This is a genomic window from Streptomyces sp. NBC_00286, assembly GCF_036173125.1.
Lineage (GTDB): Bacteria > Actinomycetota > Actinomycetes > Streptomycetales > Streptomycetaceae > Streptomyces.
The window spans coordinates 8,431,547-8,448,546 of sequence record NZ_CP108054.1; the positions used below are offsets into that span (position 1 = coordinate 8,431,547).

The window sequence follows — 17,000 nt, forward strand, 5'->3', positions numbered from 1 at the left end:
TTGCAGCCGAGGCCTGCACCAATCAGCCCGTCCGGCGTTTGAGGACGAGGCCGTTCAGGCCGAAGGGGGTCTGGGGCGCAGCCCCAGCGGGGTCCAGGGGCGGAGCCCCGGTGGTGGTCCGGGGGCGCAGCCCCGAGCGGGGTCCAGGGCGCAGCCCCGAGCGGGGTCCAGGGGCTCCGCCCCTGGTGGGGTTCGGGGCGCAGCCCCGAGGATGATGGGGGTCCCCCCGCTCGAGCGAAGCCGAGAGTGGGGGAGGGTAGGGGCGGCGGGGGCGAGAAAACCACACGACCCGCCCGCCATCCCACCGAAGGTGAACCCATGACACCCGCCCCGGAGTTGATCTCCCCCCGTTCGCCCCGCGTCACGGCCGCCCGCCGGCTCGTCAAGCGGAACTTTCGGGTCAAGGAACGGCTGTTCCTTGCCGAGGGCCCGCAGGCCGTGCGGGAGGCGGCCGGGCATCGGGGCGGCGCGGGGGCCACGCTGGTCGAGCTGTTCGCGACGGTCGACGCCGCGGAGCGGTATGCCGACATCGTGGGCGAGGCCCGAGCGGCGGGCGCGCGCGTGCACCTCGCCGCCGAGGACGTGATCGCCGATATTTCGACGACCGTGACCCCGCAGGGGCTCGTCGGGGTCTGTCGGTTCCTGGACACGTCGTTCGAGGACATCCTCGAGACGGTGCCGCGACTGGTCGCCGTACTGGCCCATGTGCGGGACCCCGGAAACGCCGGAACCGTCCTGCGATGCGCGGACGCCGCTGGAGCAGACGCCGTCGTCCTCACCGACGCGTCCGTCGACGTCTACAACCCCAAGGCGGTGCGAGCGTCGGTCGGTTCGCTGTTCCACCTGCCCGTCGCCGTGGGCGTACCCGTGGCGGACGCCGTCGCCGGGCTCAAGGGCGCCGGTGTACGCGTACTGGCCGCAGACGGGGCCGGCGAGCACGACCTGGACGACGAACTCGACCGCGGCACCATGGGCGGGCCCACGGCCTGGGTGTTCGGGAACGAGGCATGGGGCCTGCCGGAGGAGACGCGGGCGCTCACCGACGCCGTCGTACGCGTACCCATTCACGGAAAGGCCGAGAGCCTGAACCTCGCGACCGCGGCCGCCGTATGTCTCTACGCGTCCGCCCGTGCGCAACGCACCTGCGGTGCACGTCCCTGAGGGGGTCTGTTCCGTCACTGACAGCTAGTAGGGTGACGAACTCGGGGGCCCACTCGCCAGGTCCGAGAGGTGGGGTACGGGGATGAGTGTCGGAACGAGCGGTGCGAAAAGGGCGCTGCGAGCACGCGACGTGCACAGCGCGCCCGCGTCCCCGCGCGGTGATCTCACCGACCTCACCGACCTCGGCATCGACCCCGACGACCTGCCCGACGGACTCGTGATCGCCGACGAGCGCGGCCGCGTCATCTGCTTCAACGCCGCCGCCGCCCGCATCACCGCAGTCCCCGCCGCCGACGCGCTCGGCCGGCAGCTGGAATGGGCGCTCCCATTAGAGGACCTGGAAGGCCGCCGCTGGTGGCAGCTGACCGACCCGTACGGCGGTCTGGCGATCCGCGTCGCGCAGCCCGAGCGCAATCTGCTGCTCCCGGGCGGACGTGAAGTGCTGGTCTCCGCGCGCTATGTACGCACCGCGCCCACCGGCCCCGTCCGCCGCGTCGTCGTCTCGCTGCGCGACACCGAGGCCCGCCGCCGCACCGAGCGCAGCCACGCCGAGCTGATCGCCACGGTCGCCCATGAACTCCGCTCCCCGCTCACCTCCGTGAAGGGCTTCACGGCGACGCTGCTCGCCAAGTGGGAACGGTTCACCGACGACCAGAAGAAGCTGATGCTGGAGACCGTCGACGCCGATGCGAACCGGGTCACCCGGCTCATCGCCGAGCTTCTCGACATATCCCGCATCGACTCCGGACGCCTCGAGCTACGCCGCCAGCCCGTCGACCTGGGCGTCGCCGTCGGCCGGCACATCCAGTCGTACGTCGCCTCCGGCCAGTCTGCCGACCGCTTCCTGCTCCGTATCAGCCAGCCGTTGCCCGACCTGTGGGCCGACCCCGACAAGGTCGACCAGGTGCTCAGCAACCTGCTGGAAAATGCGGTGCGGCACGGCGAGGGAACCGTCACCATTGACGTAGAGCCCGCGCCGTCGCCCCGCGAACGGGAATGCGCCGGTACGTCGGTCACGGTGAGCGACGAGGGCCCCGGCATCCCGGAGGAGTCCATGAACCGCGTCTTCACCCGCTTCTGGCGGGGCAGCAAGCGCGGCGGCACCGGCCTCGGGCTGTACATCGTCAAGGGCATCGTCGAAGCCCACGGCGGCACCATCACGGTCGGCCGCGCCCCCGGCGGCGGCGCACAGTTCCGATTTACGTTGCCCGTGGGCACCCCGGCGTATCTGCTGTAACGCCGACGAGGCCCACGGGCGCATTCGCACACCTGCGGGACCCCTCGGACCGGGCGTCCGAGAGAGGCCCTCACCCCCGTTAGACTCGGCCTTTGGCACCTTGCGTCCTCTTTTCAGGACGACGCGTCCCCCGAGTCGCAGACGGGGACCCACCGCCAGCCAACCGGAAGCACGGGAAGAGATGTCGGCACCGAACAAGTCGTACGACCCTGTAGAGGTCGAGGCACTGAAACCGGAACAGATCGAGCGCATGCGGGACGAGGCGCTCGCCGCCTTCGCCGCCGCGGACTCCCTCGACGCGCTCCATGAGGCCAAGGTCGCCCACACCGGCCCCACCTCGCCGCTGGCCCTCGCCAACCGCGAGATCGGCGCCCTGCCCCCGCAGGCCAAGGCGGAGGCCGGCAAGCGGGTCGGCCAGGCCCGCGGCGCCGTGAACAAGGGGCTCGCCGCCCGCCAGGTCGAGCTGGAGGCCGAGCGCGACGCACGAGTGCTGGTCGAGGAGGCCGTGGACGTCACGCTGCCGTACGACCGCGTCCCGGCCGGAGCCCGGCACCCGCTGACCACGATGATGGAGCGGGTCGCGGACGTCTTCGTGTCCATGGGATACGAGATCGCGGAGGGCCCCGAGGTCGAGGCCGAGTGGTTCAACTTCGACGCCCTGAACTTCGGCCCGGACCACCCGGCCCGGCAGATGCAGGACACCTTCTTCGTCCAGGGCCCCAAGGGTGCTGACAGCGACGGCGAGTCCGGAGTCGTACTCCGCACCCACACCTCGCCCGTACAGGCCCGCGCCATGCTGGACCGCGAGCCGCCGGTCTACGTCGTCTGCCCCGGCCGGGTGTTCCGCACGGACGAGCTGGACGCCACGCACACCCCCGTCTTCCACCAGATCGAGCTGCTGGCCGTCGACGAGGGCCTGACCATGGCCGACCTCAAGGGCACCCTCGACCACATGGTCCAGTCGCTCTTCGGCGCCGACATGAAGACCCGGCTGCGCCCGAACTACTTCCCGTTCACCGAGCCGTCCGCCGAGATGGACATGCTCTGCTACGTCTGCAAGGGCGAGTCCGTCGGCAACCCCGACCGCCCCTGCCGCACCTGCTCCAGCGAGGGCTGGATCGAGCTCGGCGGCTGCGGAATGGTCAACCCGCGGGTGCTGACCGCCTGCGGTGTGGACCCGGAGAAGTACAGCGGATTCGCCTTCGGGTTCGGGATCGAGCGGATGCTGATGTTCCGCCACAACGTCGAAGACATGCGAGACATGGTCGAGGGTGACGTCCGGTTCACCCGGCCGTTCGGGATGGAGATCTGATGCGGGTCCCGCTTTCTTGGCTGCGGGAGTACGTCGACCTGCCGGCGACGGAGACCGGGCGCGACGTCCAGGCCAAGCTCATCGCTGCCGGTCTCGAGGTCGAGACCGTCGAGCAGCTCGGCGACGGCCTCAAGGGGCCGCTCGTCGTCGGCAAGGTGCTGACCATCGAGGAGCTGACGGAGTTCAAGAAGCCGATCCGCTTCTGCACCGTCGACGTGGGTCAGGCGAACGGTACGGGTGAGCCCCAGGAGATCGTCTGCGGTGCCCGCAACTTCGCCGTCGGCGACAAGGTCGTCGTGGTCCTGCCGGGCGCCGTGCTGCCCGGCGGCTTCGAGATCTCCGCGCGCAAGACGTACGGCAGGACCTCGCACGGCATGATCTGCTCCAGCGACGAGCTGGGCATGGGCGACGACGGCAGCAAGGGCATCATCGTGCTGCCGCCGCAGCACGAGGTCGGCACCGACGCGATCGAGCTGCTCGAACTCGTCGACGAGGTCCTCGACATCGCGGTCACCCCCGACCGCGGCTACTGCCTCTCGCTGCGCGGCGTCGCCCGCGAGGCCGCCATCGCCTACGGGGTGCCGTTGCGCGACCCGGCCCTGCTCGACGTACCGGGGCCGAACGAGTTCGGCTACCCCGTCGAGGTGTCCGACCCGCTCGGCTGCGACCACTTCACCGCCCGTACGGTCACCGGTCTCGACCCGGAGGCGCGCTCCCCGATCTGGCTGCGGCGCCGGCTGCAGAAGGCCGGGATGCGCCCGGTCTCCCTCGCCGTCGACATCACCAACTACGTGATGCTGGAGCTGGGCCAGCCCCTGCACGCGTACGACCGCACCCGCGTCCAGGGCGCGATCGGTGTGCGCCGGGCCGAGCCGGGCGAGAAGCTCACCACCCTCGACGGCGTCGTGCGCACGCTGGACGCCGAGGACCTGCTGATCACCGACGACCGCGGGCCGATCGGCCTCGCGGGCGTCATGGGCGGCGCCAACACCGAGATCGCGGACCACGACGACGAAGCGGGTGTCACCACCGAAGTCGTCATCGAGGCCGCGCACTTCGACCCGGTCTCCATCGCGCGTACGGCCCGCCGTCACAAGCTGGCCTCCGAGGCGTCCAAGCGCTTCGAGCGCGGCATCGACCCGCTGGCCGCGTCCGCCGCGGCCCAGCGGACGGTCGACCTGCTCATGCTCCTCGCGGGCGGCACCGCCGAGGCCGGCGTCACCGAGGTCATCGCGCCTTCCGCGCCGCGCACCATCACCATCCCGGCCGACCACCCGGACAAGGTCGCGGGCGTCGCGTACGGCCGCGAGACCGTCGTACGCCGTCTCCAGCAGATCGGCTGTGACGTCTACGGCCAGGACCGGCTGACCGTCACCGTGCCGTCCTGGCGGCCCGACCTGACCGACCCGAACGACCTGGCCGAAGAGGTCATCCGGCTCGAGGGCTACGAGAACCTGCCCTCGACCCTGCCCAAGCCCCCCGCGGGCCTGGGCCTGACCGACCGGCAGCGGCTGCACCGCCGGGTCGGCCGCGCGCTGGCCGGAGCCGGATACGTCGAGGCGCTGAACTACCCCTTCATCGGGACCGAGGTCCTCGACCAGCTCGGCCTGGAGGCCGACGACCCGCGCCGCTCCCTGGTCAAGCTGGTCAACCCGCTCTCCGACGAAGAGCCGGCGATGCGCACCACCCTGCTGCCGGGGCTGCTCGGCGCGCTGCGGCGCAACGACGGCCGTGGCTCGCACGACCTGGCGCTCTTCGAGACCGGCCTGGTCTTCCGGCCGACCGGCGAGGAGCACACGGCCGAGCGCCTGCCCGTCGACCGTCGGCCCACCGACGAGGAGGTCGCCGGGATCAACTCCGCGCTGCCGCGCCAGCCGCGCCGCGTCGCCGTCGTCCTCGCGGGCGCCCGCGAGCAGGCCGGCTGGTGGGGCAAGGGCCGTCCGGCGGACTGGGCGGACGCCGTCGAGGCCGCTCGTACGGTCGCCCGTGAGGCCGGTGTCGAGCTGACCGTGCGCGCCGACCAGCACGCTCCCTGGCACCCGGGCCGCTGCGCCGCGCTGTACGTCACGGTGAACGGCGAGGAGACGCTCGTCGGTCACGCCGGTGAGCTGCACCCGCGCGTCATCAAGGCGCTGCACCTTCCGGAGCGCAGCTGCGCCATGGAGGTCGAGCTCGACCTCCTGGAGCAGGCGGGCACCGGCGCCCTTCAGGCACCGCGCATCTCCGCCTTCCCGGTCGCCACGCAGGACGTCGCGCTGGTCGTCTCGCGGGACGTTCCGGCGGCCGATGTGGAGACCGCGCTGCGCGAGGGCGCGGGTGAACTCCTCGAGTCCATCCGGCTGTTCGACGTCTACGAGAGCGAGCAGCTCGGCAAGGGGCGCAAGTCCCTGGCGTACGCGCTGCGTTTCCGCGCCGACGACCGCACGCTGACCGTCGAGGAGGCCTCGGCCGCCCGCGACGCGGCGATCGCTCTCGCCGGCGAGCGCACGGGGGCGGTGCTGCGCGGGGCGTGACCCCGGCACATGCCCGCTGACCTGCGATGAGGGACACTTCCGGAGCCACGGAGGTGTCCCTCACTCATTCGGGTGAGAATTCGGTGCCAACGGGCTATTCGGGTATAGACGCCGACAGAATCGATCCGGTCGATCGGCCGTCCATGAGTTGCCGACCAGGGAAGGCCCCGCGACCGCCGCACCGCAGCTTGGGGGTCCGTCGGCATGATCCGTACCATCGCCCGGGGCGGCACGCGCGTCGGTGCCTCCCGTGCGTGGCGGACACTCGTTCTCGTACTGCCGGGCCTCTGGGTCGCCACCGTCCTCCTGTGGGAGATCCTCTCTCCGCCCCAGGCCCAGCTGATCCAGCTCCTGGCCGCCGCGCCCGCCATCGCCTGCGCCGGCACCGGCCGCCGCTCATGCGTACTGCTCGGCGGCCTGTGCGCGGCCTTCGCGCTCGTCCCGATCGGCACGGCCGGTCGGGACGAGAGCCTCGGCACCCGGTGCGGCACCTTCGCGGCCATCCTCGCCGTCGTCCTGGCCAGCTATCTCACGGCCGGCCGCCGCGCCCGCCTGCAGCGCGAACTCGAAAGCGCCCGCGCCGTAGCCGACGCCGCCCAGGCCGTGGTGCTCCGCCCGCTGCCGCCACGACTCGACGGACTCGCCCTGGCCGCCGGGCAGTTGTCCGCGAGCAGAGGAGCGGCGGTCGGCGGCGATCTGTACGAGGTGGTGGCCACCGCCCACGGGGTGCGCGTGGTCATGGGAGATGTACGAGGCCACGGCCTGGCCGCGATAGGAACGGTCGCGGCACTCCTCGGCAGCTTCCGCGACGCGGCCCACGAGGAGACCGAGTTCGCCGACGTACTGCGCCGCCTGGAACGCGCCCTGGACCGCCACCACCGCGAACGCTCCCGCCACGAACACCCGGCGGCCTCCGCCACGGACCCGCCGAGCCCGGTAGCCGAGGACTTCGTCACCGTACTGCTCCTGGAAATCCGCCCCGACGGCACGGTCCAAGCCCTCAACTGCGGCCACCCCTGGCCCTACCTCCTCACCCCAGGCCAAGCGAAACCCTTCGCACAAGCCGAACCCCTGCCCCCACTGGGCCTGTTCCCCCTCCCCGACAAACTCCCGCCCATCGACTGCGGCCAACTCCACCCCGGCGAGGCCCTGTTCCTCCACACGGACGGAGCAGAGGACGCGAGAGACGGGAAGGGCCACTTCTTTCCGCTATTGGCCGCGCTGACCGAGGCCGCCAAGGAGCACCCTGTCTCCCCGAAGGACGTCCTGCGCGACGTCTTCACCGCACTCCAGCGCCACACAGCGGGAAACACGACGGACGACATCGCGATACTGGTACTACGCAATGACCGCCCAGCACTAGCCCCCCTTTAGGGACGCGGGGAACTGCGCGAGAAACCACAACGCACCCGCAGCCGACAACCAACTCGCAGCCCCCTCTGCTTAGTCGGACCTGCTCAACCCAAGCGGAGCGACGCCGTCCGCCCCAGCCACGGAGTGTCGGGCAGGCAGCTGGGCGGACGGCGCGAAGGCGGGCCACCGCACTGTACGAGGGGGAGCCGGCGGCCCGGCGGGCCTCTTTGCGAGGCATTTCAGTCAAGCGGCCGGAAACTCTCCGCAACAGCGCGCGTACGGTGCGGATTCGAGCACTCCGTTCACACCCCGTGTGAACCCGCACGCACTACGCTTTTCCGCACCGAGCCACCCGGAGGGCATTCCATGCAGCCCAACACCCTGCTCGACGCGATTCTCGACGAGGCCGGGATCTCCCACGCGGGACTCGCCGCCCATGTGAACCAGGCGGGGCGCAGCCGTGGCCTGGCACTGCGTTACGAACACACCGCCGTGGCCCGGTGGTTGAAGGGCCAGCGCCCGCGCGGACAGGTGCCCGACCTGATCTGCGAGGTGCTCGCCACCCGCTTGCAGCGACCCGTCACACTCGACGACATAGGCCTCGGCGTACCCGGCGAGTCGGCCTCTCCGCAGGGCACGACCCTCTCCGGATTCGTCGAGCGGGCCACCGCCCTGTGGCGCTCCGACGAGCAGCAGCGCCCGCACATCCTCGGCGCCCCCGCCGTCACCGGAACGCCCGCCGTGATGCCCGTATGGGAATGGGAGAACCCGCCCGAGGACACCGACGTCTCGCGCGGCGGACGGCAGCGCGTGAGCATGGCCGACATCGAGATGCTGCGCGCCGCCCGCGCCCACTACGAGCAGATGTACCGCAAGGCCGGCGGCGTCGCGACCCGCAGCCGTATCGTCGGCTTCCTCAACTCCGAGACCGCGCCCCTGCTCAGAGGCAGCTACACCGACGCCACCGGCCGCCAACTCCACCGCGCGACAGGGGGGTTGGTGGCCATCGCGGGCATCTGCGCGTACGACTCGGATGCGCACGGCCTCGCTCAGCGCTACTTCCACCAGGCGCTCAGGCTCGCAAAGGCCAGCGGCGACCGGGGACTTGGTGCGTATGTCATCGCCCTGCTCGTCAACCAGTCGCTGTTCATGCGCGAGTACCGGCAGGCCGTCGCCTTCGCCGAGGCCGCGCTGCGCGCCGCGGGGCGGCACATCACACCGGCGCTGGCCGCCGACCTCTATGCGATGCAGGCCAAGGCGTACGCACACCTCGGCGACGGCAGCAGCGCCCTGTCCTGCATCCGGCGTGCCGAGTCGGCCGCCGAACGCATCCGGCGCGGTTACGAGCCGGACGAGACCGGCTATGTCCAGCCGGGCCTGGTCAACGTGCAAGTAGCGGAGGCGCTGTTGAGTCTCGGTGACCTGACCGGCGCTCAGGAGCACGCAGCGGCCGCCGTGGACACTCCGGCGCACGACCGGGGGCGGGTGCACCGGCTCGCGATGCTCAGTCAGATCGAGCTGCGCCAGGGCAATGCGGACAAGGCCGTGGTCACCGCGGTCGAAATGGCCGAGCAGGCGCGGGGAATGGAGTCCCAGCGGCTGCGCGACAGACTCCGGGCGGTACGCGAACATCTGGTGGCCAGTGACTGCGCGGGAACCTCCGAGGCTGCCGAACTCATCGCCGGGGCACTGCGCGTACCGCTGTAGGGAGAAGCCCCGGGCACTGCGCCTACCGCCGCGAGCGGACCGCCGACGGACCACCATGAGTCTGCTGTGAAGACGCTCCTGCTGCGATATTGCCATCTACTCGGCGGAAGGTGGCAGAACCGTGCAGTGGACGAAGCAGAACGAACAAACTGTGTACGCAAACCGCTGGTTCAGCGTCAATCTCGCGGATGTGGAGCTGCCGGACGGTCAGCACCTCGATCACTTCTTGATACGGCTGCGGCCCGTCGCCGTGGCCACCGTGGTGAACGAGGCCAACGAGGTGCTGCTGCTGTGGCGGCACCGCTTCATCACCGACAGTTGGGGGTGGGAGCTCGCCGCGGGCGTCGTCGAGGACGGCGAGGACATCGCCGTCGCGGCGGCCCGTGAACTGGAGGAGGAGACCGGATGGCGGCCGGGACCCCTGCGCCATCTGATGAGCGTCGAGCCCTCCAACGGGCTCACCGACGCCCGGCACCACATCTACTGGGCCGACGAAGGCGCGTACATCGGACACCCCGTGGACGACTTCGAGTCGGACCGTCGGGAATGGGTTCCACTCAAGCTCATCCCCGACATGGTCGCCCGCGGAGAGGTCCCGGCCGCCAACATGGCAGCCGCGCTGCTCCTCCTGCACCATCTCAGGCTCGGGCAGGACGCTTTGCCCTGATACCCCCCCCACCGCGTCCTGGTCCCTAGTGGCCCAGAGCCTGCCAGACCGCCACGGCGAGTGCGCCCACAGCCGTGACGACCGCGACTGCGCGCAGTGGCCAGCGGGTGTGTTCCAGTGCGACGACGCGTGCGCTGAGGTCGTCGAGATCCTTGGCGGTCTGTTCGGCGCGGTGACTGAGCAGCGCCTGTCCTCCCTCGACGCGCGCATGCGCCACATCGAGGCGACGGCGTAACTCTGCGAGTTCTCCTTGGACCACGGGATGCTCCGGGTCGGCGGTCACGAGTCCGCTCCTTTCAGTAGTCGTCACATCCCTTACGTGCGCACGGAAAGTCAACCGGCCCTGGTGGGCACTGGGGAGCGTGTGCGAGGGGCATATGCGGGCCCGGTGCGCACACGGTGTGTGAACGGCGCGGGCCCGGCGCTCGGAAGAGAGCCGGGCCCGTAGGCCAGAGATGTACGGACCGTAGTCGGTACGAGGATGACGCTAGGGGTAGGTGTAGAAGCCCGAGCTCGACTTCCGGCCCAGGCGGCCCGCGTCGACCATGCGCTGGAGCAGCGGGGGAGCGGCGTACAGGGGCTCCTTGTACTCCTCGTACATCGAGTACGCGACCGACGCGACCGTGTCCAGGCCGATCAGGTCGGTCAGCTTCAGCGGGCCCATCGGGTGGGCGCAGCCCATCTCCATGCCGTTGTCGATGTCCTCGCGGCTCGCGATGCCCGACTCGAACATCCTTATGGCGGACAGGAGATACGGGATCAGCAGGGCGTTGACCACGAAACCCGAGCGGTCCTGGGCCCGGATCGAGTGCTTGCCCAGGATCTTCTCGACCAGCGCCTGCGCCCGGCTGATCGTGCCCTCGGAGGTGGTGAGCGCCGGGATCAGCTCGACCAGCTTCTGCACGGGCGCCGGGTTGAAGAAGTGGATGCCGATGACCTGGTCGGGACGCGAGGTGGCGACGGCGAGCTTCACCAGCGGGATGGAGGAGGTGTTGGAGGCGAGGATCGCGTCCTGACGGGTCACCACCTGGTCGAGCACCTGGAAGATCTCCGTCTTCACCATCTCGTTCTCGACGACGGCCTCGATCACCAGGTCGCGGTCGGCGAACTCGCCCAGATCGGTGGTGAAGGTGAGCCGCGCCTGTGTGGCGGCCAGCTCCTCCTCGGAGATCTTGCCGCGCTCGGCGGCCTTGGAGAGCGAGTTGTAGAGCCGGGTCCGGCCGATCTCGAGGGCCTCGCCGGTGGTCTCGGCGACCATCACATCGAGCCCGGCACGGGCGGACACCTCGGCGATGCCCGCTCCCATCTGGCCGCAGCCCACCACTCCGACACGTGAGATGTCTCCGAAGGTGTCCGTCACATCGTCCCTTTCGCTGTTCCATGAGGGGCGCAGGGGCCCGGGGGCGCCTGCTCCATTCGTGAACGTTACTCTCGGGGTCCCGATGATCGATCGTGCGGGTGCGGCATGCTGTCTGCCCGGAAGCGATACGTGAGCAGGCCGATCCGGTGCGTATGGGGGGACCCATGGGGCGAGTGACACGAAGGGCGTTCGCGGGAGCGATGCTGGCCGGGCTCACGGCTGCCGGAGGCGCGGCGGCCTGGGCCGCGACGACCGGCGGCGAGACGGATGAGGACGAGAAGGCCGAGGCCCGGCGCCGCGCCGGCTCCGGCGAGATGCGCGGCGTGTGGCTGTCGACCGTCACCAACCGCGACTGGCCGTCCAAGACCGGGCTGACCGCCGCCGAGCAGCGCTCCGAACTGCTCGCCCACCTCGACACGGCCGTACGCTGCCGGCTCAACACGGTGATCTTCCAGGTGCGCCCCACCGCCGACGCCCTGTGGCCCTCTCCGTACGAGCCCTGGTCGCAGTACCTCACCGGCACCCAGGGCAAGGACCCCGGCTGGGACCCGCTCGGCACCGCGGTCAAGGAAGCGCACGCGCGCGGCCTGGAACTGCACGCCTGGTTCAACCCGTACCGGATCGCCAACCACGCCGACCTCACCAAGCTGGTCGCCTCGCACCCCGCCCGCGAGCACCCCGACTGGGTCGTGCCGTACGGCGGGAAGCTCTACTACAACCCCGGGCTGCCCGAGGTCCGCGCCTTCGTCCAGGACGCGATGCTCGACGCGTTGAAGAAGTACGCCATCGACGCCGTGCACTGGGACGACTACTTCTACCCGTACCCGGTCGAGGGCGAGGTCTTCGACGACGACGCGGCGTACCAGCGGTACGGCGGCGGCTTCGAGGACCGTGCGGCCTGGCGGCGGGACAACATAGACAAACTCGTGCGCGAGACGGCGGCCCGCGTCAAGAAGATCCGGCCGGGCACGCAGTTCGGGATCAGCCCGTTCGGAGTGTGGCGCAACGCCTCGACGGACTCGCAGGGCTCGGACACCCAGGCCGGCGTGCAGACGTACGACGACCTGCACGCGGACACCAGGAAATGGGTGCGCGAGGGCTGGATCGACTACATCTGCCCGCAGATCTACTGGAACATCGGCTTCGCCGCCGCCGACTACGCGAAGCTGCTGCCCTGGTGGGCGGAGGTCGCCGAGGGCAGCAGTACGCGGCTGTATGTGGGCGAGGCGTTGTACAAGGCCGGGGATCCCGCGCAGCCCGAGCCCTGGCAGGACCCGGCCGAGCTGTCCCGGCACCTCACCCTGGTCAAGGAGCACCCGGAGGCGCAGGGCCACGTGTTCTTCGCGGCCAGGGAGGTCAGGGAGGACAAGATCGGGGCCATGGCCCGGGTGGTCGCCGACCACTACCAGCGGCCGGCGCGGACGCCCTGATGATTGAGGAGCGCCCCCTACGGGGTGCTCACACGTCCCCTGGGTGATGGCCTGCCTGCCGCCCTACCCCTTTTCCTCGGGACCCCTCCCGAAGCTTGCCGTCTACGGTCACGCCTGACGACGCCTCACGGTTCCGGTGACGCTCTACGGCCCGCCGCGGCGGCGACGCCGGCGTCCTGACCGGCCATCCGTTTGCCAGAGCGTGGCGGATGAGCTGGGACGAGCTCTCCGACGCGGCCGTGGCTTTGCGAACGCGGTATCGCCGTGCGCCGCCTCGCGGTGTTCAACCACACCGTTCAGCCACCGATCAGCCGCCTCGGTTGATCGGATTCCTCCCACCAAAGTGAGGATCTATGAGACGTATGAGACGAATGCATCGCGCACTCTTAGTGGGCGCGTTGGCCGTCGGAATGTCAGGCGTGTACTACCCGGTGGCGTCGGCCGCGCCGGCTGACCCCCCTCCGCTGGAGGTCCAGAACGTCACGGCGAGTCCCGATGACGGCAACGTTCCCGCCAACACCCTGGACAACAACCTGAGTACCCGCTGGTCGTCGCAGGGCGACGGGGCGTGGATCCGTTACGACCTCGGCTCGGCGCAGACCGTCGGGTCGGCGTCGGTCGCCTGGCACCAGGGGAACAGCAGGAAGAACACCTTCGACATCCAGCTCTCCGACGACGGATCGTCCTGGAAGACGGTCCTGGCCCGGAAGACCAGCAGCGGCAGCACACTTGAGCAGCAGAAGTACGACTTCGCCGACGCCTCGGCCCGCTATGTGCGGATCGTCGGCCATGGCAACACGGTCAACGACTGGACCAGCATCACCGAGACCGACATCTACGGAGCCGACGGCACCGGCGGCGGTGGCGGCGGCTCCTGCGCGTACCCGGCCGAGGTGCTGGACCTGAAGAACTGGTACATCGGGCTGCCGGTGGGCGAGGAGGAGTCCCCCACCAACGTCTACCAGCCGGAACTCGCGACATACGCCAACGACCCGTGGTTCGTCACGAGTGACGACTGCACGGCCGTCCGGTTCCGCGCCCCGGTCAACGGGGTCACGACCAGCGGCTCCAAGAACCCCCGCTCGGAGCTGCGGGAGATGACGGACTCCGGGGAGACCAAAGCGAGTTGGTCGTCCACGTCCGGCACCCACACGATGGTGATCGACCAGGCCATCACCACGGCTCCCAAGGAGAAGCCGGAAGTCGTGGCCGGGCAGATCCACGACGCGTCCGACGACGTCAGCGTCTTCCGCCTGGAAGGCAAGAAGCTCTACGTCACCGACGGCAACGAAAAGCATCACAAGCTGGTGGACGAGAACTACGAGCTGGGGAAGCGGTTCCAGGCGAAGTTCGTGGTCAGCGACGGCAAGATCAAGGCCTACTACAACGGCCAGTTGCAGACCACGCTGTCGAAGAAGTTCTCCGGCGCCTACTTCAAGGCGGGCGCGTACACCCAGGCCAACTGCACCAACTCGAAGCCGTGCAGCAGTGACAACTACGGCCAAGTGAAGATCTACGACCTGAAGGTCACGCACGGCGACGGTGGTGACGGGGGCGACGGCGGCAGCGGCGGCGACGGGGACTCGACCGAGGCCGCCAAGCGGCACGGCTGGGGCACGCCGCTGCCGATATCCGATGAGTTCAACTACACCGGCCCGGTGGATCCCACGAAGTGGGACGTACCGTCCGGCAGCGTCGGCGGCACGCCCCAATGCTGGGAAGGCCATAGCGGAAACGGCCGCCGGTGCGGGAAGAACAGCACCGTCGCGGACGGCATGATGACCATGCGCGGTGAGGCGAACGGCGACACCGGGTGGATCAGGCAGCACGAGCCCACCCAGTACGGCCGATGGGAAATCCGGTCCCGCTCACGGAACACCGGCTCCGAGGGCGAGCCCTACCATCCGCTGCACCTGATCTGGCCCACTGAGGGCAACCGGTTCGAACGCGGCGAGTACGACTGGGTCGAGTACTCGGACCCCGACGCGCAGTGCCTCGGGGCGTTCCTGCACTACCCGAAGAGCCCGTCGGACAAGAAGGAACACGAAGAGATCTGCCCCGTGGACATGACGAAGTGGCACAACTTCGCGTTCGAGTGGACGTCCAAGGCGCTGGTCGGCTACGTCGACGGTGTCCAATGGTTCCGGTTCGCGGACGGCGCGAACGCCGACCGGGGGAACATCCAGGACATGCCCCTGGGGAACCTCGTCATCCAACTGGACAACTTCGCTGAAAACGGCGGTCCGCGCCCGGCCGTGTTCGAGGTCGACTGGGTTCGGACGTACGACGTCGATGCGGGCGAGGACCCCACGGACCCGACTGACCCCACCGATCCGACCGATCCGACTGACCCCGGCGGGGACTCTCCGGTCCCGGTCGCGGACGTCACGGCGAGTCCCGATGACGGCAACGTTCCCGCCAACACCCTGGACAACAACCTGAGCACCCGCTGGTCGTCGCAGGGCGACGGGGCGTGGATCCGCTACGACCTCGGCTCGGCGAAGACCGTCGGGTCGGCGTCGGTCGCCTGGCACCAGGGGAACAGCAGGAAGAACACGTTCGACATCCAGCTCTCCGACGACGGATCGTCCTGGAAGACGGTCCTGGCCCGGAAGACCAGCAGCGGCAGCACACTTGAGCAGCAGAAGTACGACTTCGCCGACACCTCGGCCCGCTATGTGCGGATCGTCGGCCATGGCAACACGGTCAACGACTGGACCAGCATCACCGAGACCGACATCTACGGAGCCGACGGGGGCGGTGACGGCGGCGGGGATCCGACCGACCCAACGGACCCGACAGATCCGACCGACCCAACGGACCCGACAGATCCGACCGACCCAACAGACCCAACGGATCCGGCCCCCGTCCGTACGGTCCGTGTCGCGGACTCCACCGCGTTGAAGAGCGCGTTCGGCGACGCGCGGCCCGGCGATCGCATCGTCCTCGCGGACGGCACGTACTCGATCGGCAAGATGACCGGCAAGAACGGAACGGCCGCCCAGCCCATCACCGTCGTCGCGGAGAACCGCGGCAAGGCGGTGATCGGCGCCGGGCAGCTGGAGGTGGCGAACTCCTCCTACGTCGTCTTCCAGGGGCTGAAGTTCACGAACAGCAACACCCTGAAGATCACCGGCTCGAACAACGTACGGCTGACCCGCAATCACTTCCGGCTGACCGAGGAGTCCACGCTGAAGTGGGTGATCATCCAGGGTGAGAACAGCCACCACAATCGGATCGATCACAACCTGTTCGAGGAGAAGCGCCAGCGCGGGAACTTCATCACCATCGACGGATCCGAGAAGCAGCAGTCACAGCACGACCGCATCGACCACAACCACTTCCGTGACATCGGCCCCCGCGCGACCAACGAGATGGAGGCCATCCGGGTCGGAGAGAGCAGCCTCTCCCAGTCGAGCGGATTCACCGTCGTCGAGTCGAACCTCTTCGAGAGGTGCGACGGCGACCCGGAGATCGTCTCCGTGAAGAGCAACGACAACATCGTCCGCCACAACACCTTCCGCGCCTCGCAGGGTGTTCTGTCCCAACGGCACGGGAACCGCGGTGAGTTCTACGGCAACTTCTTCTTCGGGGAGGGCAAGGCGGGAACCGGCGGGATCCGCATCTACGGTCAGGACCACAAGGTCTACAACAACTACTTCGAGGGCCTGACCGGCACCGGCCACGACGCCGCGCTGCAGATCGACGGCGGCGACGTGGACACCTCGGGCGCGTTGAACGCACACTGGCGCGTCTACCGGGCGACCGTCGTGAACAACACCTTCGTGAACAACGTGTCGAACATCGAGATCGGCGCCAACTACAACCTTGCCCCGGTCGATTCGGTCATCGCCGACAACGTCATCACGGGCAGCCGGGGCAAGCTGCTCAACGAGGTCAAGAAACCCGTGCGCATGACCTACGCCGGGAACATCGCGTGGCCGACCGGATCGGCGACCGTCGGCGTGTCCGTGCCCTCCGGCTCCGTCAGGGCGGTCGACCCGCTGCTCGCCTCCGACGGATCGCTGTACCGGATCGGCGCGGGAAGCCCGGCGATCGACGCCGGCACCGGCGGCCACGCCTTCGTGACCGACGACATGGACGGCCAGGCTCGCAGCGGTGGCGTCGACGCCGGCGCCGACGAGCGGTCGTCGTCCCCGGCCACACGGGCCCCGCTCAGCGCGACGGACGTCGGCCCAGGCGCCGCGTAGGACGCGCAAAGCGACCGGTGGCGGCTCACCCGCCACCGGTCGTGCCCGA

11 protein-coding genes are annotated in these 17,000 nt (G+C 69.6%); 9 read left to right on the plus strand and 2 right to left on the minus strand.

What is annotated here, in order from left to right; all coding sequences use genetic code 11:
* The first annotated feature begins 318 nt into the window (after positions 1 to 318).
* The 7 genes from OHT21_RS38125 (at position 319) to OHT21_RS38155 (ending at position 9,950) form a co-directional block, all read left to right on the plus strand.
* A complete protein-coding gene (locus OHT21_RS38125; RefSeq protein WP_328772814.1) occupies positions 319 to 1,161 on the plus strand; it encodes a TrmH family RNA methyltransferase in 843 nt (280 codons plus the stop codon).
* An 82-nt stretch (positions 1,162 to 1,243) separates the two neighbouring features.
* Positions 1,244 to 2,398, plus strand: coding sequence for a sensor histidine kinase (locus tag OHT21_RS38130; RefSeq protein ID WP_328772815.1), 1,155 nt, complete (start codon positions 1,244 to 1,246; stop codon positions 2,396 to 2,398).
* Positions 2,399 to 2,579: 181 nt separating this feature from the next.
* Entirely contained in the window at positions 2,580 to 3,710 is a 1,131-nt protein-coding gene (pheS, locus tag OHT21_RS38135) for a phenylalanine--tRNA ligase subunit alpha (protein WP_328772816.1), read from the plus strand.
* Positions 3,710 to 6,223 carry a phenylalanine--tRNA ligase subunit beta gene (gene pheT / locus OHT21_RS38140; RefSeq protein ID WP_328772817.1) on the plus strand — a complete coding sequence of 838 codons (2,514 nt, stop codon included), beginning with the start codon at positions 3,710 to 3,712 and terminating at the stop codon, positions 6,221 to 6,223. The genes pheS and pheT overlap by 1 nt, the downstream gene beginning before the upstream one ends.
* A 204-nt stretch (positions 6,224 to 6,427) precedes the next feature.
* A complete protein-coding gene (locus OHT21_RS38145) occupies positions 6,428 to 7,597 on the plus strand; it encodes a PP2C family protein-serine/threonine phosphatase (RefSeq protein WP_328772818.1) in 1,170 nt (389 codons plus the stop codon).
* A gap of 345 nt (positions 7,598 to 7,942) precedes the next feature.
* A complete protein-coding gene (locus OHT21_RS38150) occupies positions 7,943 to 9,283 on the plus strand; it encodes a transcriptional regulator (protein WP_328772819.1) in 1,341 nt (446 codons plus the stop codon).
* Positions 9,284 to 9,404: 121 nt separating this feature from the next.
* On the plus strand, positions 9,405 to 9,950 hold the full coding sequence (locus OHT21_RS38155; protein ID WP_328772820.1) for an NUDIX hydrolase: 546 nt from the start codon (positions 9,405 to 9,407) through the stop codon (positions 9,948 to 9,950).
* 25 nt (positions 9,951 to 9,975) lie between these two features.
* Here the strand turns inward: OHT21_RS38155 and OHT21_RS38160 are convergent, their stop codons facing one another.
* Together OHT21_RS38160 and OHT21_RS38165 are read right to left on the minus strand one after the other, a co-directional pair.
* Complete coding sequence (locus tag OHT21_RS38160; protein ID WP_165338361.1) at positions 9,976 to 10,233, minus strand: hypothetical protein; 258 nt, start codon at positions 10,231 to 10,233, stop codon at positions 9,976 to 9,978.
* A gap of 204 nt (positions 10,234 to 10,437) precedes the next feature.
* On the minus strand, positions 10,438 to 11,310 hold the full coding sequence (locus OHT21_RS38165) for a 3-hydroxybutyryl-CoA dehydrogenase (RefSeq protein ID WP_328772821.1): 873 nt from the start codon (positions 11,308 to 11,310) through the stop codon (positions 10,438 to 10,440).
* 164 nt (positions 11,311 to 11,474) lie between these two features.
* On the opposite strand from OHT21_RS38165, the gene OHT21_RS38170 reads away from it, so the two are divergent.
* Both OHT21_RS38170 and OHT21_RS38175 read left to right on the plus strand, forming a co-directional pair.
* Positions 11,475 to 12,740, plus strand: coding sequence for a glycoside hydrolase family 10 protein (locus tag OHT21_RS38170; protein WP_328772822.1), 1,266 nt, complete (start codon positions 11,475 to 11,477; stop codon positions 12,738 to 12,740).
* A 362-nt stretch (positions 12,741 to 13,102) separates the two neighbouring features.
* The gene (locus tag OHT21_RS38175) at positions 13,103 to 16,951 is read left to right on the plus strand and encodes a chondroitinase-B domain-containing protein (RefSeq protein ID WP_328772823.1); all 3,849 of its coding nucleotides are present in this window, start codon (positions 13,103 to 13,105) and stop codon (positions 16,949 to 16,951) included.
* Positions 16,952 to 17,000: the final 49 nt, after the last annotated feature.